15 protein-coding genes are annotated in these 18,092 nt (G+C 66.3%); 10 read left to right on the top strand and 5 right to left on the bottom strand.

Features of this window, described 5'->3' with window-relative positions; genetic code table 11:
- Positions 1-63 precede the first annotated feature (63 nt).
- Positions 64-1,251: a lytic murein transglycosylase gene (locus tag FR728_RS04415; RefSeq protein WP_149891398.1), complete on the top strand. Its 1,188-nt coding sequence runs from the start codon at positions 64-66 to the stop codon at positions 1,249-1,251.
- A gap of 18 nt (positions 1,252-1,269) precedes the next feature.
- Here the strand turns inward: FR728_RS04415 and FR728_RS04410 are convergent, their stop codons facing one another.
- The 4 genes from FR728_RS04410 to FR728_RS04395 form a co-directional block, all read right to left on the bottom strand.
- Positions 1,270-2,550 carry an adenylate/guanylate cyclase domain-containing protein gene (locus FR728_RS04410; protein ID WP_208998650.1) on the bottom strand — a complete coding sequence of 427 codons (1,281 nt, stop codon included), beginning with the start codon at positions 2,548-2,550 and terminating at the stop codon, positions 1,270-1,272.
- Positions 2,551-2,816: 266 nt separating this feature from the next.
- A complete protein-coding gene (locus tag FR728_RS04405) occupies positions 2,817-3,641 on the bottom strand; it encodes an MBL fold metallo-hydrolase (RefSeq protein WP_149891396.1) in 825 nt (274 codons plus the stop codon).
- 12 nt (positions 3,642-3,653) lie between these two features.
- A complete protein-coding gene (locus tag FR728_RS04400; RefSeq protein WP_149891395.1) occupies positions 3,654-4,109 on the bottom strand; it encodes a cyclic nucleotide-binding domain-containing protein in 456 nt (151 codons plus the stop codon).
- A 110-nt stretch (positions 4,110-4,219) separates the two neighbouring features.
- A complete protein-coding gene (locus FR728_RS04395; protein ID WP_208998648.1) occupies positions 4,220-7,015 on the bottom strand; it encodes an ATP-binding cassette domain-containing protein in 2,796 nt (931 codons plus the stop codon).
- A 227-nt stretch (positions 7,016-7,242) separates the two neighbouring features.
- On the opposite strand from FR728_RS04395, the gene FR728_RS04390 reads away from it, so the two are divergent.
- From FR728_RS04390 to FR728_RS04360, 7 genes are all read left to right on the top strand, one after another.
- On the top strand, positions 7,243-8,541 hold the full coding sequence (locus FR728_RS04390; RefSeq protein WP_149891394.1) for a glycosyltransferase family protein: 1,299 nt from the start codon (positions 7,243-7,245) through the stop codon (positions 8,539-8,541).
- 115 nt (positions 8,542-8,656) lie between these two features.
- The gene (locus FR728_RS04385) at positions 8,657-9,886 is read left to right on the top strand and encodes a glycosyltransferase family 4 protein (RefSeq protein ID WP_149891393.1); all 1,230 of its coding nucleotides are present in this window, start codon (positions 8,657-8,659) and stop codon (positions 9,884-9,886) included.
- Between the two features lie 11 nt (positions 9,887-9,897).
- A complete protein-coding gene (locus tag FR728_RS04380; protein WP_149891392.1) occupies positions 9,898-11,043 on the top strand; it encodes a glycosyltransferase family 4 protein in 1,146 nt (381 codons plus the stop codon).
- Positions 11,040-12,194, top strand: coding sequence for a glycosyltransferase family protein (locus FR728_RS04375; protein ID WP_149891391.1), 1,155 nt, complete (start codon positions 11,040-11,042; stop codon positions 12,192-12,194). The genes FR728_RS04380 and FR728_RS04375 overlap by 4 nt, the downstream gene beginning before the upstream one ends.
- Positions 12,191-12,964, top strand: coding sequence for a polysaccharide deacetylase family protein (locus FR728_RS04370; RefSeq protein ID WP_149891390.1), 774 nt, complete (start codon positions 12,191-12,193; stop codon positions 12,962-12,964). Before FR728_RS04375 ends, FR728_RS04370 begins: the two co-directional genes overlap by 4 nt.
- 686 nt (positions 12,965-13,650) lie before the next feature.
- Positions 13,651-14,523: a bifunctional helix-turn-helix transcriptional regulator/GNAT family N-acetyltransferase gene (locus FR728_RS04365; protein WP_149891389.1), complete on the top strand. Its 873-nt coding sequence runs from the start codon at positions 13,651-13,653 to the stop codon at positions 14,521-14,523.
- 53 nt (positions 14,524-14,576) lie between these two features.
- The gene (locus tag FR728_RS04360; protein WP_149891388.1) at positions 14,577-15,584 is read left to right on the top strand and encodes an aldo/keto reductase; all 1,008 of its coding nucleotides are present in this window, start codon (positions 14,577-14,579) and stop codon (positions 15,582-15,584) included.
- A gap of 63 nt (positions 15,585-15,647) precedes the next feature.
- Here the strand turns inward: FR728_RS04360 and FR728_RS04355 are convergent, their stop codons facing one another.
- Positions 15,648-16,547: a LysR family transcriptional regulator gene (locus FR728_RS04355; RefSeq protein WP_149891387.1), complete on the bottom strand. Its 900-nt coding sequence runs from the start codon at positions 16,545-16,547 to the stop codon at positions 15,648-15,650.
- A 101-nt stretch (positions 16,548-16,648) separates the two neighbouring features.
- On the opposite strand from FR728_RS04355, the gene FR728_RS04350 reads away from it, so the two are divergent.
- Together FR728_RS04350 and FR728_RS04345 are read left to right on the top strand one after the other, a co-directional pair.
- A complete protein-coding gene (locus FR728_RS04350; RefSeq protein WP_149891386.1) occupies positions 16,649-17,044 on the top strand; it encodes a (R)-mandelonitrile lyase in 396 nt (131 codons plus the stop codon).
- 30 nt (positions 17,045-17,074) lie between these two features.
- The gene (locus FR728_RS04345; RefSeq protein ID WP_149891385.1) at positions 17,075-17,818 is read left to right on the top strand and encodes an SDR family oxidoreductase; all 744 of its coding nucleotides are present in this window, start codon (positions 17,075-17,077) and stop codon (positions 17,816-17,818) included.
- Positions 17,819-18,092: the final 274 nt, after the last annotated feature.

Here is an 18,092-nt window from a genome sequence, read left to right as displayed (position 1 = left end):
CGTCAACTGATCGCCACGATTTGCTCCTAGTCCTGACGCTCTTTCAACCAGACGAGATTCTCCATGCCGCTTCACCGCCTCGCCCGCCCCCTTCTTGCCGCAGCCCTGCTGGTGGCCACCGGTACGGCCAGTCACGCTGCTGCCCAGTGTGGTGGCGACTTCCAGGCCTTTCTGGACGGCGTGAAGCAGGAAGCCATCGCCAAGGGCCTGAGCAAGCGGGCCGCCGAGCGCACCCTCAAGAACGCGCAGATCGACCGCAGCGTGCTGGCGCGCGACCGGGCGCAAGGGGTGTTCAAGCTCGACTTCCTGACCTTCTCCAAGCGGGTGATTTCCCAGAACCGCATGGACCACGGCGCCAAGAACATGGCCAAGTGGAAGAGGGTCTTCGACCGGGCGGAAAAGGACTACGGAGTTCCTGCCCCGGTGATCACCGCCTTCTGGGCGCTGGAGACCGACTATGGCGGGTTCCAGGGCGACTTCAACACGGTGAATGCGCTGGCGACGCTCGCCCATGACTGCCGCCGTCCGCATCTCTTCCGTCCGCAGCTGATCGCCGCCATCGAGATGGTGCAGCACGGCGATCTGGATCCGGCGACCATGACCGGCGCCTGGGCCGGCGAGATCGGCCAGGTGCAGATGCTGCCCGAGGACATCATCAAGTTCGGCAAGGACGGCGACAACGACGGCCATGTGAACCTGAAGCAGAGCCCGGCCGACGTGATCATGACGGCGGCCGCCTTCATCCAGAACCTCGGCTTCCGGCGCGGCGAGCCGTGGATCCAGGAAGTCAGCGTGCCTTCGAGCCTCGCCTGGGAGGAAACCGGCCTCGACCGGCCGAAGTCCGGTGCCGACTGGGCGCGCCTTGGCGTGAAGCCGCGCTCGGGCAAGATCTCGAACCTGCCCGCCTCGCTGCTGCTGCCCCAGGGCCGCAAGGGGCCTGCCTTCCTCGCCTATCCGAACTTCCAGATCTATCTGGAATGGAACCAGTCCTTCATCTACACGACGACGGCTGCCTATTTCGCCACGCGCCTCGGCGGTGCCCCGGTCTACACCCCAGGCAATCCGGATCCGGGCCTCGACGATGGCCAGATGAAGCAGCTTCAGACGAAGCTCAGGGATCTGGGCTATGACGTGGGCAAGATCGACGGAATCCTGGGCTCGGGCACCCGCACCGCCGTGCAGGATGTCCAGAAAAAGCTCGGCATGGCCGCCGATGGCTGGCCGACGCCGGAGCTTCTCGGCAAGCTCTGAGGCGCGCCACGCGGCCTGTCAGGCCAGCACCACCAGATCGACCGGCCCGGACAGTCCCTCGACCGACTGTCCGGGTCTTTTTTCGAGATCCTCTGCGTCAAAGCCTTGCGTGCGGGCGAGCGCGAGCGTTCCAGCGTCCGTCAGGGCGTTGCTGGCCTGGGCCTTGTTGGCATCCTCGAGCTTGGCCGCCCGGTTGACCGCATTGCCAATCACGGTGAATTCGAGCCGCGCGCCCGTCCCCACCGTGCCCACGGTGACGGGGCCCGAGGCGACCGCCGCCCCTGCCCGCAGGACGCCCGGCCAGCCGGCCTGCGCGAAGCCTTCCTGCTCCTGCCGCACCGCGCGACAGATGCCTTGCGCGGCGCGCAGGGCATCGGCCGCATGGGTGGGCGATGGCACCACCGCGCCGAAGGTCGCCAGAATCCCGTCGCCGAGGAACTTGTCGACCTGCCCGCCTGCCGCCTCGATGATCCCGACCGCCAGCCGCTGATAGACGGCCAGCACCGCCATGACCTTGTCGGGATCGAGAGTTGCTGCCGTCGCGGTGAAGCTGCGCAGATCGACGCAGAGGATCGAGGCGGTTCTGAGGTCGCCCCGCCCGGGGGCGAGATCCTCGGCCGAACCGGTGATGGAGCGGGCGACCGCCGGATCGAAGAAGCGGGAGAGATCGGCGGCGGCCGCATGGTCCTGGGCGGAGGCCAGCAGCAGGGCGCGGCCCCGGTAGAGCACGGCACAGAGAATGCCGGTCACGGTCAGGATCACCATGACCTTGTCGATCTCCGCCCCGATCAGGATCGTGTTGCCGGTGAGATACTCGACGTAATTGCGGGTGATGCGCATGGCGCCCATCTGTGCCCCGACCGCATAGGCGACGAGCCCCAGCCAGCCGGTGACCGCCACCAGCCCGGTGACCGCGACGAAGCGCAGGTCGAAGCGCAGGGCACGCAGGACGATGAAGATGAAGACATACATCAGCGTCGGGGTCTTCAAATAGAAGGTCGGCGGTTGGCCATACTGGATGTGGAAGGAGAAGATCAGCCCCACCAGCAAGGCCACGTCGACGCCGATGGACAGGAAGAGATACCAGTCCGGCAGCTTGATCCGGTAGGACAGGACGAGCCGGATCAGGGTGAAGAGAAAATAGGCGCCGAGTGCCAGGGGCACGAAATTGAAGCCCGAGCTGCCCTCCGCCCGGGGGGCGATGGAGTAAAGCGTCGTGAAGAAGAGAACGATGGCCAGCTGCACCCAGCCGATCAGCCGCTCGGACTGGAGTTCGGACAGGCGGATCTGGCGCAGCACGCGGGGCGGCAAAGCCTCCAGCCCTTTCGCTGCCCGCGACGACGCAGGACCAGAAGACGCAAGAACGGCAGGCGCGGGCGTGTCAGGCCCGTGAACTGCGGCTTCGGCAAGGGGATCGTGGGAACTCATGACCAGACGTGAGCACGGCGGACACGCGGACGCAAGCCATGGGGCCGGCCGCTGACGGAAGCGTGATCGGACGTTCCTCAGGAACGTCAGCCGAAACCGGTCTGGCCGCCTGCGGGAGGGTCAGGATCCGGATCGGCTCAGGGGGTGAGCAGCATGCCTTCCCTGGCGATGATGGCCCCCGGACAGGCTTCGGCCACGGCCAGACCGATCTCGTCCAGCGCATCGTCGGTGCGGCGGGGATCGTGGTGGAAGATCACCGGAATACGGACATTGGAGGCGCGCGCCAGCTCGACGGCCTTCTGCCACGTGGAATGGCCCCAGCCGCGATAGGTCTCGTATTCCTCGTCGGTGAACATGGCATCATAGATCATGATGTCCGCATCCTGCACGAAGGCGGCCACGCCCGCGTCGATCTCCGGAACGCCATGTTCATGATCGGTGATGATGCAGATGGACTTGCCCTTGAAGTCGAAGCGATAGCCGCAGGCGCCGCCCGGATGGTTCAGCGCCACGGTGCGGATCGCCAGATCGCCGGCGCAGGGCAGGTTCTCTCCGGCGCGGAAGGAGCGGAAGGTGACGGCCTTCAGCGTCTTGGCGGCCACGGGGAAGATCGGCGGCGACATGATCCGGCTGATGATGTCGACGAGGCAGGTCTCGTGATCGAAGTGGCCCGCCCAGGCGGTGACCTCGAAGCGGGGGTCATAGGCCGGCTTGAAGAAGGGCAGCCCGCAGATGTGATCGAGATGGGTGTGGGTGAAGAGCAGGTTCACCTTCCGGGGGCCCTGCTGGCACAGGTCGACCCCGAGATTGCGCGCTCCCGAGCCGCAATCGATGAGAACGATCTCGTCTCCGGCGCGCAGTTCGAAGCAGGTCGTCTCCCCGCCGTAGCGCAGGGTGCTTGCGCCGGGGGCCGGGGTGGAACCGCGCGCGCCCCAGATGCGGAGCGAGAACTCTGAAGACAAGACCAATTCTCCCTAATCTGCTGCCACGGAGCGGGCCGCGGCGAGATCTCGCGTCGTGCGTTCCAGGCGCAGGGCCAGGGTCCGCATGACCTCGAGAGCAATATCAGGAAATTCCTTCAGAAGCTTGAGGAAGTCGTCCTTCGACACGGTGAGCACGTCCATGCGAGTCGAGGCGATCAGCGTGGCCGTGCGCGGCACGTCACAGAGAATCGCGATTTCACCGACAATCGAGTTTTCCTTCACGTCGGCGACCTTGCGCTCTCCGTCCGGTGTCTCGACGAGAACGTCGGCCGCGCCCCGAAGAATGATGAAGGCACTGTCGCCTTCTTCCCCTTGCGTGCAGAGCCGCTCCCCTTCCTGGAATTCCATCCTGTCGGAAATGAACGCCAGAAGCCGCAGCTTGGTTTCATCGATCCCGCGGAACAGAGGCACCTTGCGCAGGACCTCGACCTCGTTTTCCAAAGACACCTCATACCTCCTTGCGGGTGACCCCGACATGCCGGAGATCCGGTTGCACCGCCCTCGCCGGTGGTCCGTCTCTTCCCAGGCCTGCAGCAAAGCACCTCAGCTGCATGGGCTCAAGCTCCCATTTCCGCATCTTCGAGGATACGGCCTTGATCCAGAATAATTTTCTGGTCGAATTCGTCGCCGACGGCGGAATGCGACGCCCCAAAGAGCAGGGTGCGTCCGCCGGCCAGCTCGCGCAGCTTCGCCCGGGCCGCCTTTTCCTCGTCGCCGAGGCCGGTGGCGATGTCGTCCAGAATGGTGATGCGGGCGTTCTTGAGAAGGGCGCGTACCACGGCCAGGCGGCGGCGCTGACCGGCCGAAAGCCGGGAGCCGGAGACGCCCACGTGATAGTCGAAGCCGGCGAAGGCGATGGGTTCGCGCAGGCCGCTTTCCTCCACCATCGACCCGATCACCGCGTCGATGCGCTGACGGGCGTCGCGGCGGTCCACACGGGCCCGGCCGAAGAGCAGGTTGTCCTCGATGGTGAGCGAAGGCAGATAGACCTTGGGGTCGAAGGCCTCGAACTGGCTGGAGCGCGCGACCACGTCCTTGAGGAACCGGGCGCGGGCCTCCACGATTTCCTGGCGCATCTCGTCGTCCATCACGCCCAGACGATGACGGGCGGGCACCAGCTTGAAGGCCAGACCGATGAGCCGCAGCCGGTCCGCATCGGTCAGGCCGGCACGCGGATTGGTGGAGCGGGCCAGACGTAGAATGCGCTCGTAGTCGGGCAGCTCGTCCCTCGTCAGGAACGAATAGGTGTTGAGCAGCCCGCTCTCGCCGCTGACATTGGCAAAGAGCTCGACCATGGTTTCGGCGATCTTCTGGCCGATGGCCTGCAGCCGCTCGTCCAGGCCGCTGTCCTTCAGGAAGGTGCGGACCTCCGGCAGGCTCTGCACGCTTTCCAGGGTCAGGTCCGGGTCGGTGGGCACGGCAAAGAACAGATTTTCCGCCAGGGAGGCGGAATTGTTGAACCGCTCCGCATGCCACAGTTCGGTGAGGCCGGAGAGCTTGGGATCGGAGGCGATGCGCTTGGACAGGGCCTGACGCACCGCCAGGATTCGGGCGCCGAAGTCGGACTGGCGCAGGGTGGGATTGCGGCTCGGATCAAGGCGGGACTGCAGGCCCAGCCGGTAGACATCGGCCTCCAGACGCACGGCCTTGAGCAGGGCCATGGCCCGCGCATTCAGGGCAATCTCGTCTTCGACCCCGGCCGCAGCCAGATCTTCCCACGAGGCGGTCAGGTCATAGGCGAGGTTGCGGGTCTCGCGCGCTTCCGCCTGCCAGCGCTGATACTCGGCAGCCGCCTCCCCCTCACGCAGGACTTCGCCCACCGGCCGATGGCGCAGGCCGTAGAAGAGGTTGTCGCGGATGGTGCCGGTCCAGATATGAACCGCGCCGCCCACATAAGCGATCTCGCGGCCCAGCGTCGCGGCGGTCAGATCCTCCAGATCCCTGCCGCCGATTTCCACCCGGCCGGCGACGGGACTGACGAGACCTGCTGCAAGCTGCAGCACCTCGGATCGGCCCGAGCCGTCCGGACCGATGATGGCGCAAGCGGTTCCGCTCGGCACGGTCAGGGAGATGTCGCTCACTTCCTGACCGGCCGCACCGCCGGAGAAGCTGACATTCTTCATGACCAGGTCGCCTTCGAGGGTCACCTTGTCGTCGGCGATCAGGCGCTCGACCGGGTAGATGTCGGCCGGGTCGAAGTTCTCGACCACGGTCTGGTACTTCACGTCCACGTCGGCGACGAGCTGGTAATAGGCCAGCAGTTCCTTCCAGGGACCGGCCAGATCCTTGTAGGCCGCGATCACCGCCAGAAGGGCGCCGATGCTCAGGTCCCCCTCGATCACCAGATAGCCGCCGATCAGGTAGAAGAAGAACGGCGTCAGCTGGTTCATGAAGTTATTGAGGAACTTGATGAAATACTTCCGATTGAAGATCTCGTAGCGGATCTTGAAATTCTGGTAGAGACGCTCCGACAGGTCACTCGAATGCCAGGCCGAGGTGTCATTGGCATGGATCTCGGCGACGCCGGTGATGCTTTCGCCCACCTTGTCGGCGATGGTGCGCACGTTCTTCACCCGCTCACGGCTGAGCAGGACGACCTTGCGCTGGAGCTTGGGGATCACATAGCCCTGAATGGGGTAGGACGAGATGGCGGCAAGGCCCAGAAGCGGGTCCTGCATGAAGATGAAGCCGAGCTGGACGACCAGCATGCCGCCCTGAAGGGCCGGCAGCGCGATGGCCTCGCCGATGAAGCCGCCCACATCCTCCACCTCGGAGGTGATCATCGGAATGATCTCGCCGGAGCTGATCTTGCGGAAATGGGGCAGACGGAAGCGCAGCACCCGCTGAAACAGCTCGAAGCGCAGGCGGCGCAGCATGCGCTCGCCGAGCCGGCCCTTGTAGACGTTGAGATAGAGCTTCAGGCCGTTGGAGAGGACGACGAGCACCAGGAAGCTGACGCAGAGCACCACCAGATAGGAAATCTGGTCGAACTCGAAACTCCAGATTTCCTTTGGGAAATCCTCGCCCTGAACGGCGTCGTTGACAATGAGCTTGGGCAACTCGAGCAGCACGTAGCTGATCGGGTAGATCAGGACCGTGATCAGAAGGATATAGATCTGCTGTCGAGCACTATAGCGCCAGATAAAGCGAAACAGGCTTTTTTCCATTCCCTCGCCCCAGGTCCCCGGCTGCACCCTTGCTCCATAGCACAGGTCTCCGGGCGCTGTAACCGTCTTGATCTCCGCCCCTTCCCCTGCGGCGACCCGTCCATCCGAGCGCATGGCTTGCGCCTGTGCGCCCTCGGACTGCTGCCCGCGTAGCACGTTGCCAAAACACATGTCGATAACGCTCATGTTGACAACAGTCTGGGGAGCACGGGAGCGGCGGCCGGCAAGCCGGATCGTGACTTCTTGCACTTGTCCCGGCGTCAGCATATTGTTGGCCAACGGTATCCGGTGTCCCCAGAGCAGTCCGCAGGCTGCATGCGCCGAACCGACATCCCCGGTCGACACGCCTGACGCAAGACGGCCGCCTGCAGATTACAAGCTCTAGTGACGGGCAAGCCAACTCACGGGGACGCATGCGCTCTCAGCCGCCCAAGATCCTGATCTACAGCCATGATTCCTTTGGTCTTGGCCACCTTCGCCGGTGCCGGGCCATCGCGCATTCGCTCGTGGGCGAATTCGAGGACATGTCTGTCCTGATCCTTTCCGGCTCGCCGATCATCGGCAGTTTCGAGTTCCGCTCGCGCGTGGATTTCGTCCGCATTCCCGGCGTGATCAAGCTGCGCAACGGCGAATACACGCCGCTTTCCCTGCGCCTGAACATCGATCATACGCTGGCGATCCGCTCCTCCATCATCGAGCACACCGCCAAGGTCTTCGAACCGGACATCTTCATCGTCGACAAGGAGCCGCTGGGCCTGCGCGGCGAGGTTCTGCCGACGCTCGAGGCTCTGAAGGGCACCCACACCCGTCTGGTCCTGGGCCTGCGCGACGTGATGGACGACGCGGAGATCCTGCAGAAGGAATGGGACCGGAAGAATGTCTATCCGGCCCTCCAGGACCTCTACGACGAGATCTGGGTCTACGGGCCGGAGGGCCTGTGCAACCCGCTCGAAGGGGTGAACATGCCCGAGGGCATCTCGGAGAAGCTGCGCTACACCGGCTATCTGCGACGCGACCTGCCGCACGGCGCCGAAAAGATCCCCTCCCCGCGCCCGTTCGACGGCATGCCCTACATTCTGGTCACTCCGGGCGGCGGGGGCGACGGCGTCGAGATGGTCGACTGGGTGATGAGCGCCTATGAGAGTCGCCGTCACGCCCTGTTCCCGGCGCTGATCATTCTCGGTCCCTTCATGCCGGCAGCCAGCGTTGCCGAATTCACCGAGCGGGCCCAGCATCTGCCGGATGTCGAGATTATCCGCTTCACGCCGCAGATCGAGCCCTATCTGGCCAATGCCATGGCGATCGTCGCCATGGGCGGCTACAACACGTTCTGCGAGATCCTGTCCTTCGACAAGCCGACCCTGATGGTGCCGCGCGTCGTTCCCCGCCGCGAGCAGGCCATCCGCGCCGCGCGGGCAGAGGACTCCGGCCTGCTGAAGGTGCTGCCGATCGATTATTATCCGGATCCGGTGCGCATGGCCGATGCCCTGTCCGAGCTGCCCGATCAGCCCCGTCCCTCCGCCGCAGGGGTGGAAAACCTGCTGCGCGGGCTGGATCTAGTGCGGACCCGGGTGCACGAGATCCTCGATGCTCGCCCGGTGCTGCGGCCCGATGGTGTACTGAGCTTCGACACCGACCGGTCGGAGGCGCCCCGTCAGGCCCTGGCGGAGGAAACGGGCCAGCCGGCCGAACCGGAAGCCGTCAACTTCTGAGGCTTCGCCCTGGCGGATCTCCGTCTGCGGCGAGGCCTGCGCCCTGTTTCGATCACCCGTCTCCTCGACCCACCTTTCCCTCGACCCACTTTTCCCTCGACAAAGTCCCGAACACATGTCCCGCATCGCCGTCGTGGTCAAAGGCTATCCCCGCCTTTCGGAAACCTTCATCGCCCAGGAAATCCTCGGGCTGGAGCGGCTCGGGATCCCGATCCTGATCGTGGCGCTGCGCAAGCCCTATGATCCCTTCATCCACGAGCTGCACCGGCAGATCTCGGCCGAGGTCCTCTATCTTCCCGAGTATGTGAAGGATGACCCGGCGCGGGTGGCGCGGGCCCGCCGCTGGGCGCAGCAACAGCCGACCTATGCGGCCGCGAAGGCCCTGTTCGACGCGGACTTTGCCCGCGAACCCAATGCCGGGCGTCAGCGCCGCTGGGCGCAGGGCATGGTTCTGGCGCATGAGCTGCCCGAAGACATCACCTGGATCCACACCCATTTCCTGCACACACCCTGCTCGGCCGCCCGCTACGGCGCGCATCTGGCCGGGTTGAAGTGGTCCTTCTCGGCCCATGCCAAGGACATCTGGACCAGCCCCGAATGGGATCTGCGCACCAAGCTCGACGATGCCGCCTGGGGCGTCACCTGCACGGGCGTCAACGCGCAGCATCTCAAGAGCCTGTGCCGCGATCCGGACAAGGTGGAACTGGTCTATCACGGGCTGGACTTTTCCGGCTTCCCCCTGCCCGATCCTGCGCCGCAGACCCGCGACGGGTCCGGAGATCCGGTGCGTCTCGTCTCGGTGGGGCGCGCCGTGCCGAAGAAGGGCTATGGCGACCTGCTGAACGCGCTGGCCCTGCTACCGAAGGATCTGTCCTGGCACTTCACCCACGTTGGGGGCGGCGACCTGGCGGAGAGCCTGAAGGCGCAGGCCGAAGCCCTTGGCCTGTGCGACCGCATCACCTGGCGCGGGGCCCAGCCGCGCGAGACGGTGATCGAGACCCTGCGGCGCTCGGATCTCTTCGTGCTGCCCTCCAAGATCACGCCTGACGGCGACCGGGACGGCCTGCCCAACGTGCTGATGGAGGCGCAGTCCATGGGCCTGTGCTGCCTGTCGACCCGAGTCTCCGCCATTCCCGAGCTGATCGTCGAGGGCGAGACCGGGCGCATGGTCGCCCCCAATGCGCCGGAAGATCTGGCCCGCGTCATGGCCGAGCTGATTGCCGCGCCGGCAGACCGGGACCGGCTGGGCCGGGCAGGGAGTGCTCATGTGCGGGCCGCCTTCGCCTGTGATCCGGGCATCGAGATGTTGCGGGCGAAATTCGCGCCCTTCGTCGCGGATCGCTGAGGAGCGCGCAGATGCAGATCGCCTTCACCGCCCCGATGAAACCGCTCGATGATCCGATCCCCTCCGGCGACCGGACCATGGGACGGCTGATCGTCCAGGCGCTGGAACTCGGCGGCCACAAGGTGGGCATCGCCAGCCGGTTCCGGGCCTGGCAGAAGTCGCCGAGCGCCCCCGGCTTTGCCGATCTGAAAGCCGCGGCACTGGCCGAGGCCGACCGCATCGGCGACCGCTGGCAGGCCTCGCGCTACAAGCCGGACCTGTTCCTGACCTATCATCTCTATCACAAGGCGCCGGACTGGATCGGGCCTGCGCTGGCCGACCGGTTCCGCATTCCCTATGCGGTGATCGAGGCCAGCCGCGCGCCCAAGCGCCAGACGGGCGACTGGGCGCCGGGCTTTGCGGCGGCCGATGCCGCCCTTGCCCGCGCCGACCAGGTTGCCGCCCTGCACCGGGCCGATGCCCAGTGTCTGGCCGCCGTGCTGCCGCCGCGACGGCTGCAGGTGCTCCTGCCCTTCCTCGATCTCGTGCCCTTCGCGCCCGCCGCCAGCCTGCCGCGAGGGGCGGAGCACCGGCCGGTCCGGCTGCTGAGCGTCGCGATGATGCGCGAGGGCGACAAGGCCCGCTCCTACGAGGTTCTGGCCGAGGCGCTTGCCCATGTGCTGGATCTGCCCTGGGAGCTGACCATCGTCGGCGACGGCCCGGCGCGTGCCCATGTGGAGGCCCTCTTCCCGCCGGAGCGAGTGCGGTTTCTCGGCGCCCTGCCGCCGGAAGACCTGCCGGACGTCTATGCCACGCACGATCTCTTCGTCTGGCCCGCCATCCGGGAGGCCTTCGGATTCGTCTTCCTGGAAGCCCAGGCGAGCGGTCTCGGCGTGGTGGCCGGCAACAGCTTCGGCGTGCCGGACATCGTGCGCGACGGGGAAACCGGGCTTCTCGCCCCGGAGGGCGACGCCCTTGCGCTGGCGCTGAAACTGCGCGCGGCCCTCACCGATCCGGCCTCGATCACCGACATGGGACAGGCGGCCGCCGCCCACATGCGCGATCATCATTCGCTCGAAGCGGGAGCGACCCGTCTCACCGCCTTCCTGGAGGCTGCCCAGGACCAGTTCTGGGAGCGGCTGCCGACCATCCGTCCCTATCGCGCGGAGCTGCCATGACCTTCAAGGCCTTCCTCCATGTCCAGCATCTGCTGGGCACCGGCCATGCGGTGCGTGCGGCACGCCTCGGGCAGGCCCTGGTGGCGCGCGGCGTCGAGGTGACGCTGGCGACCGGCAACCTGTTGCCGCCCACGCTGGATACCTCCGGCCTGACGGTGGTGTCGCTGCCGCCGGTCCGCTCTCCGGATGCGGTCTTCAACCGGCTCGTGACGCCGGAAGGTGTCGAGATCGACGAGGCCTGGCGCGCGGCGCGGGTCGCCGCCACGCTCAACGCCTTTGCCGCGCAGGACTATGACCTGCTGCTGACGGAAACCTATCCCTTCGGCCGGCGCATGTTCGAGTTCGAGCTGGGCGAGCTGGTGCGCGTGGCGAAAGACCGGGCGCGTCCGCCCCTCATCGCCACGTCCATCCGCGACATCCTCGTGCGCAAGCAGGAGCTCTGGAAGGAGGAGTGGATGGCCGACACCGCACTCGCCTTCTTCGACCGGGTTCTGGTGCATTCGGATCCGGCCTTCGTGCAATTGTCCGACAGTTTCCCCTTTGCCGAGCGGATCGACCATCTGGTACGCTACACCGGCTTCGTCGGTGGCGCGCCCCGTGCCGCCTCTGCGGGAAGCGACGGAACGGACGAGGTGATCGTCTCCTGCGGCGGTGGTGCGGTCGCGATCGGCCTGCTTGAGGCGGCCCTTGCCGCTCGCAGCCTCTCGACGCGTGCAGGCGACACGACCTGGCGCCTGCTTGTCGGCCATGACATCGCGGACGATGCCTTCGCCGCCTTCCGCGCCCGCGCGCCCGAGGGCGTGATCGTCGAGCGGGCCCGGCCCGACTTCCCCGACCTGCTGACCCGGGCCCGGCTCTCGGTCAGCCAGGCCGGCTACAACACCGTGCTCGACCTGCTGATCGCCGGCACCCCTTGCGTCTTCGTGCCCTTCGCCCAGGTGAAGGAGACCGAGCAGACCCAGCGCGCGGAGGCCCTCGCCGCCCATGGCCGCGCGGTGGTGGTGGCCGAGGCAGGCCTGACCCCGGACAAACTGGCGAAGGCCGCCGACGAGGCCCTTGCCCTGCCGCGCAAGCAGACCCAGGTTCGTCTCGGCGGGGCGGAGACCTCCGCCGACATCCTGATCCAGGATCTGAAGGAGCGTTTCGCGTGAGCGAGGATCTCGACCGGTTTCGCCGCGAGCTGACGGCCCATCTCGACTGGTTCGCCGAGCGGGGCCAGAAGGTCCGGTTCTGGTGGCGCGACGATGACGCCATCGAGCCGACCGACCATCTGGAGCGGCTGCTTGCCCTCGCCAATGCCCATGACGTGGATGTGGCGCTTGCCGTGATCCCGAGGGATGCGACCGACGCGCTGGCGAACCGGCTGGCCACCGAGCCCCACGCGGTCGTGCTGCAGCACGGCTGGCAACACCGGAACTTCCAGGACAAGGCAAAGGGGGAAAAGGCCGCCGAACTCGGCTCCCGCCGCGACCTGCAAGAGCTTCTGCCGCAGCTGGCGCAAGGCAAGACCCGGCTGGCGGCCCTGTTCGGGGATCGCTTCGTTCCCGCCGTCGTGCCGCCCTGGAACCGGATCGCACCGTCGGTGGTGCGCGCCCTGCCCGGTCTCGGGCTGACGGGGCTCTCCACCTTCACCTGGATGCATTTTCCGCGCGACCTTTCGGGGCTGACGCAGGTGCAGTCCCATGTGGACATCATCAAGTGGAAGAAGGACCGGCGCTTCATCGGCTGGAACAGCGCCCGCCTGCGCCTCGACCTGCAGCTGGCCCGCCGCCGCACCAACCCGTCCGAGCCGCTGGGGATCCTCTCCCACCACCTCGCCCATGACGAGGGCTGCTACGAATTTCTTGAGGACTTCCTGCGCATCGCCGCCCACCATCCCGGAGCGGAATGGCCGCGGGTGAAGGACTTGTTCAGCGCTTGAGGCGGCAGCGGGCAAGACTCCTTCCATGCGTCGTCCCTGCGCAGGCAGGGACCCAGTACCAACCAGCGTTTGCCTGATGGTCGCGTCGTGTGGTTCAGGAGGACTGGGTGCTCGGGACGAGCCCGAGCATGACGGAGGAGAGGGTGGTGCGAGACGCAGGCCGCCGCGTCCGTAGCCCAGACCTGCGCCCCCTGCCCTGGCACCGTCCTGCCGCTCAGCGTTTCTCGTCACGGGCCTCCCCTTCCCCTCCGTCATGCCATGGCTCGACCATGGCATCCATGCCGTGACCGCTCGACAGACCCGACGCCGCGTGGGCCGGACCGTCACGGCATGGATGGCAGCATCACGTGCTGCCATGACGGAGAAAAACGCGACGCCTCCCACCCCGTCATCCTCGGCCCTGTGCCGAGGATCCAGCTCTTGATCCCAGGATGGGGAGAATAATCCGGCACCTCAGCGGGTTACTGGATCGCCGCCTGCGCGGGGATGACGTGGACAGCCAAGAGAACATGGAGGTGTTGGCGCGCGCAGCCTGCGTGGAGACCATGCGCTGGATGCTCGGGACGGGCCCGAGCATGGCGGCGGAGAGGGTAGCGCCTGAAAGCAGAGGCGGTTCCGCCCGGCAATCACACTCTCCTCACATCCCGATTGACAGGGAAAAACATCTGACTTAAGTCAGGCAAATTATGTTGTCTGATATCGAAAGATGTCGGCGGTTCAGCCGGGCGGTCACCAAGGTGACGGGCGCGCTGGACACGTCGTTTCTCGGCCGGGGCCGCCCTCTGGGGGTTGCCCGGGTTCTCAATGCCATTGGTCACGGCCGCCAGGACGTGGGCGATGTGCGCGCCTATCTCGGTCTGGATTCCGGCCTGATGAGCCGGATCCTGCGCACTTTGGAAGAGGAAGGTCTGATCATCGTCACCCCGGATCCGGACGACCAGCGCAAGCGCCGGGCGACCCTGACGCCGGCGGGCGAAGCGGAATATGGCGAATACGAACGCCTGTCCGACGAGCGGGCCGAAGGCCTGCTGACGCCACATCCCAAGGCCAACCCGATCCTGGAGGCCATGGACCTTCTGGCCTCCGCCCTGCTGAAGGACCAGTGGGAGGTTGTCGAGCTGGATCCGCGCGATCCGGTCAGCCGCTACTGCCTCGAGGAATATTACGCCGAGCTGAACCGGCGCTTCGACGGGGGCTTCGACGTGAAGCGCTCCGCCGATCCGGATGCCAAGGACATGATCCCGCCGCGCGGCTCCTTCCTCGTCTGCCTGTCCGACGGCATGCCGCTCGCCTGTGTCGGGCTCAAGGGCACGGACAAGGGCTATGCGGAGATCAAACGCCTGTGGGTGGCCCCGGCGGCCCGCGGTCTCGGACTTGCCCGGCGCATGATGGCCGACACGGAAGCGCGGGCCCGGGAGTTGGGCATATCCGTGCTGCGACTGGACACCAACAAGCGCCTGCCGGAGGCCATCGACTTCTACCGCAAGGACGGGTGGGTGGAGATCGACCGGTTCAACGACGACCCCTACCCGGATTACTTCTTCGAGAAACTGCTTTAGGGTGTCGGTCCAGACCCCTCTCCCGACTCGTTTTCCCGAAGGTTGAAGAGCACATGAAACAGCGCAAGATCGGCACGTCGCCGGTGTCCGCCATCGGCCTCGGCTGCATGAATTACGCCCATGGCTACGGCAACGGGCTGGACGACCGTGACGCGGCCGACTTGCTGCTGAAGGCCCTCGATCTGGGCTACACCCATTTCGACACGGCCACCATGTATGGGGCCGGACGCAGCGAGCGCATCCTGGGCGACACCCTGTCGGCACGGCGCAGCGAGTTCTTCCTCGCCTCCAAATGCGTGCTCTATCCGGGGCCGAACGGTCAGGGCCGGGAGATCGACGGGCGGCCCGAGCGCATCAAGGCGGCCTGCGAGGACAGCCTGAAGCGTCTGAAGACCGACGTGATCGATCTCTATTACCAGCACCGCCTGGACCCGAACGTGCCCATCGAGGAGAGTGCGGGCGCCTTTGCCGATCTGATCAGGCAAGGCAAGATAAGATCCTACGGGCTCTCGGAAATTTCCGCCGAGACCCTGCGCCGCGCCCATGCGGTGAATCCGGTGGCGGCGCTGCAGTCGGAATACTCTCTGTGGACCCGAAACCCGGAGATCGCGACGCTGGAGGCCTGTGCGGAGCTCGGGGTCACCTTCGTCGCCTTCTCGCCGCTCGGTCGCAAGTTCCTGTCCGGCAAGCTCAGCCTCACCGATGTGGAGGCTCCGGCTGCGGGCGACATGCGCGCGTCCATGCCCCGCTTCGAGCCGCAGACCTATGCCCGCAATCTGGCGCTGCTGGACGGCTACCGGGCCATCGCCGAGGACGTGGGCTGCTCCATGGCCGAGCTCGCCATTGCCTGGGTGCTGTCACGCGGAGAGCATGTGGTCGCCATTCCCGGCACCGCGAACCCGGAGCATCTGGCGGAAAACGCCCGGGCCGACGAGGTTGTGCTGACGCCGGAGATCCTCGCCCGGCTGGACGCGCTGATCAACGAGCGCACCGTGCTGGGGCCGCGCTACAACCCGGCCCAGCAGGCGGATGTGGAAACGGAAGACTTCGCGCCCGCGTGACATGAGGCGAGGCTGTCCCGGCGCAGGCCCCCTCGCCGGTGCCCCGGTTCGCCAGACCGGGTCTCACTCGCCCGGGCGGTAGCGCATGGTCTCGACGAAGGCGGAAAAGGCAGGCGAAGCCAGACGCCGGTTCGGATAATAGAGATGGTAGCCCTGTATGCTGGGGCACCAGTCGTCCAGCACGCTGACGAGCTGGCCGCTGGCCAGAAACGGGCGGGCGATATCCTCGGGCACATAGGCAAGCCCGTGCCCGTCCACCGCCGCATGAAGCACGGCGAAGATGCTGTCGAAGGCGAGCTGCCCGGTCACGCGCACCTCGAGGGCGCGCCCCTCCTTCTCGAATTCCCAGGCATAGAGGGCGCCGGCCGAGCTGAGCCGCAGGTTGACGCAGCGATGGGCCGTGAGTTCGCGCGGCAGGCCGGGCGCGGGACGGTGGGCAAGATAGGCCGGGGCCCCGACCACCACGAAGCGCCAGTCCGGGCCGATGCGCACGGCGATCATGTCCTTGCTGACGGATTCGCCCAGGCGCACGCCTGCGTCATATCGCTCGCCGACAATGTCGACAAAGCCGTTGTCGATGGAGACCTCCACCTGCACATCGGGAAAGCGCGGCAGGAAGCGCGCCAGTTTCGGGCGCAGGACCATTTCCGCCGCATGGTCGCCCGTGCTGATGCGCAGGGTGCCGGAGGGGGTGTCCCGAAAGGCGCTCAGCGCATCGATCTCGCCCTGAATCTGCTCCAGATGCGGGCCGACCGCCCGGAAGAGCCGGTCACCAGCCTCCGTCGTCGACACGCTGCGGGTGGTGCGCGCCAGAAGCCGGATGCCGAGCCGCTCCTCCAGGGCGCGGATCGTGTGGCTGAGGGCGGACGCGGTCACGCCCATGCGGGCGGCGGCACGCGTGAAGCTGCGCTCTTCGGCCACCGCCACGAAAGCCTTGAGGTCGGTCAGATCGTCTCGCGCCATTCATGAACTCTCTTCAGGAGTTCATGCGAATTACACCGGCTTATCGGAAAAGCCAAGTCCCCTTACCTTTCGCTCATCGCACTCACACAGGAGCCTCTCCCATGAACATCACCCGAGCCGCAGATCTGGCAAGCCGCGCCGGCCCCGAAGACTGGTTCACCGGCGAGGTGACCGTGCAAGGGCTCTTCAACCCGGCCGCCCCGGAGCGTGTGCAAGGGGCCAGCGTCACCTTCGCGGCTGGCGCGCGCACCGCCTGGCACACCCATCCGCTCGGCCAGACCCTGATCGTCACCGCCGGTCGCGGCCGGGTCCAGCGCTGGGGCGGGCCGATCGAGACGATCGAGACCGGCGACATCGTGTGGTTCGAACCGGGTGAAAAGCACTGGCACGGGGCCGCCCCCGACAGCGCCATGACCCACACGGCCATTCAGGAAGTCAAGGACGGCAAGGTCGTCGACTGGATGGAACACGTGTCCGACGACCAGTACGGCGCGTAAACGACACTCACGCAGAGACGAAAGACAGACATGATCGAAAACAAGGTGATCATCATCACCGGCGCCTCTTCCGGCATCGGTGAGGCAAGTGCGAAACTGCTTGCCGAAAAGGGAGCCAAGCTGGTGCTCGGTGCCCGGCGGGAAGACCGGCTGAAGCAGATTGCCGGCGACATTGCCGCTGCCGGCGGCGAGGCGGTCTATCAGGCCCTCGACGTCACCGACCCGGCGGACAACGAGGCCATCGTCAAGCTGGCGCAGGACCGTTTCGGCCGGCTGGACGCCATCTTCCTCAATGCGGGCATCATGCCCAGTTCGCCCGTCTCCGCCCTGAAGACCGGCGAATGGCGGCAGATGGTCGACGTCAACATCAACGGGGTGCTCAACGGGGTTGCCGCGGTCATGCCGGTCTTCACCGCGCAGAAGTCCGGCCACATCCTCGCCACCTCCTCCGTCGCCGGGCTGAAGGCCTATCCGGGCGCCAGCGTCTATGGGGGCACCAAGTGGTTCGTGCGCAACTTCATGGAAGTGCTGCGCATGGAGTCGGCTGCAGAAGGCACCAACATCCGCACGGCGACCCTCTATCCGGCCGCGATCAACACGGAGCTGCTCGACACGATCACGGATGCCGGAATGGCCGAGGGCATGCACGGGCTCTACAAGACCTACGGCATCTCGCCGGAGCGCATCGCCGGTGTCGTGGCCTTCGCCCTCGACCTGCCGGAGGACATGACCGTCAACGAGTTCACCGTCGGCCCCGCCAGCCAGCCCTGGTAACGGCAAGGCCTCTCCGGTCACGCCCGGGCGTTACGCCTCCCACCCTGTCATCCTCGGCCCCGTGCCGAGGATCCCGCTCTTGATCCCAGCAGGGGGAGAATGATTCGGCGCCTCAGCGGGTTACTGGATCCCCGCCTGCGCGGGGATGACGTGGACAGCATGGAGGTGCTGGCGGGCGCAACGTGGGCAGAGAACATGCTCTGGATGCTTGGGACATGCCCGAGCATAACGGAGGAGAGGTTCACGCCCCTCTAGAAGGTGTGGGAGCCCCCAC

It is taken from the genome of Roseibium aestuarii (assembly GCF_008477545.1).
Taxonomy (GTDB): Bacteria; Pseudomonadota; Alphaproteobacteria; order Rhizobiales; family Stappiaceae; genus Roseibium; species Roseibium aestuarii.
Note: the sequence above shows the minus strand (reverse complement) of the source record. Positions and strands in the feature narration are given on the sequence as shown.

What these genes read in the sequence shown, in the direction of transcription:
- FR728_RS04350 (WP_149891386.1), top strand. Translation starts at nt 16,649, where the DNA reads ATGAACATCACCCGAGCCGCAGATCTGGCAAGCCGCGCCGGCCCCGAA.
- FR728_RS04415 (WP_149891398.1), top strand. Translation starts at nt 64, where the DNA reads ATGCCGCTTCACCGCCTCGCCCGCCCCCTTCTTGCCGCAGCCCTGCTG.
- FR728_RS04395 (WP_208998648.1), bottom strand. Translation starts at nt 7,015, where the DNA reads ATGAGCGTTATCGACATGTGTTTTGGCAACGTGCTACGCGGGCAGCAG.
- FR728_RS04390 (WP_149891394.1), top strand. Translation starts at nt 7,243, where the DNA reads ATGCGCTCTCAGCCGCCCAAGATCCTGATCTACAGCCATGATTCCTTT.
- FR728_RS04375 (WP_149891391.1), top strand. Translation starts at nt 11,040, where the DNA reads ATGACCTTCAAGGCCTTCCTCCATGTCCAGCATCTGCTGGGCACCGGC.
- FR728_RS04355 (WP_149891387.1), bottom strand. Translation starts at nt 16,547, where the DNA reads ATGGCGCGAGACGATCTGACCGACCTCAAGGCTTTCGTGGCGGTGGCC.
- FR728_RS04345 (WP_149891385.1), top strand. Translation starts at nt 17,075, where the DNA reads ATGATCGAAAACAAGGTGATCATCATCACCGGCGCCTCTTCCGGCATC.
- FR728_RS04365 (WP_149891389.1), top strand. Translation starts at nt 13,651, where the DNA reads ATGTTGTCTGATATCGAAAGATGTCGGCGGTTCAGCCGGGCGGTCACC.
- FR728_RS04385 (WP_149891393.1), top strand. Translation starts at nt 8,657, where the DNA reads ATGTCCCGCATCGCCGTCGTGGTCAAAGGCTATCCCCGCCTTTCGGAA.
- FR728_RS04380 (WP_149891392.1), top strand. Translation starts at nt 9,898, where the DNA reads ATGCAGATCGCCTTCACCGCCCCGATGAAACCGCTCGATGATCCGATC.
- FR728_RS04360 (WP_149891388.1), top strand. Translation starts at nt 14,577, where the DNA reads ATGAAACAGCGCAAGATCGGCACGTCGCCGGTGTCCGCCATCGGCCTC.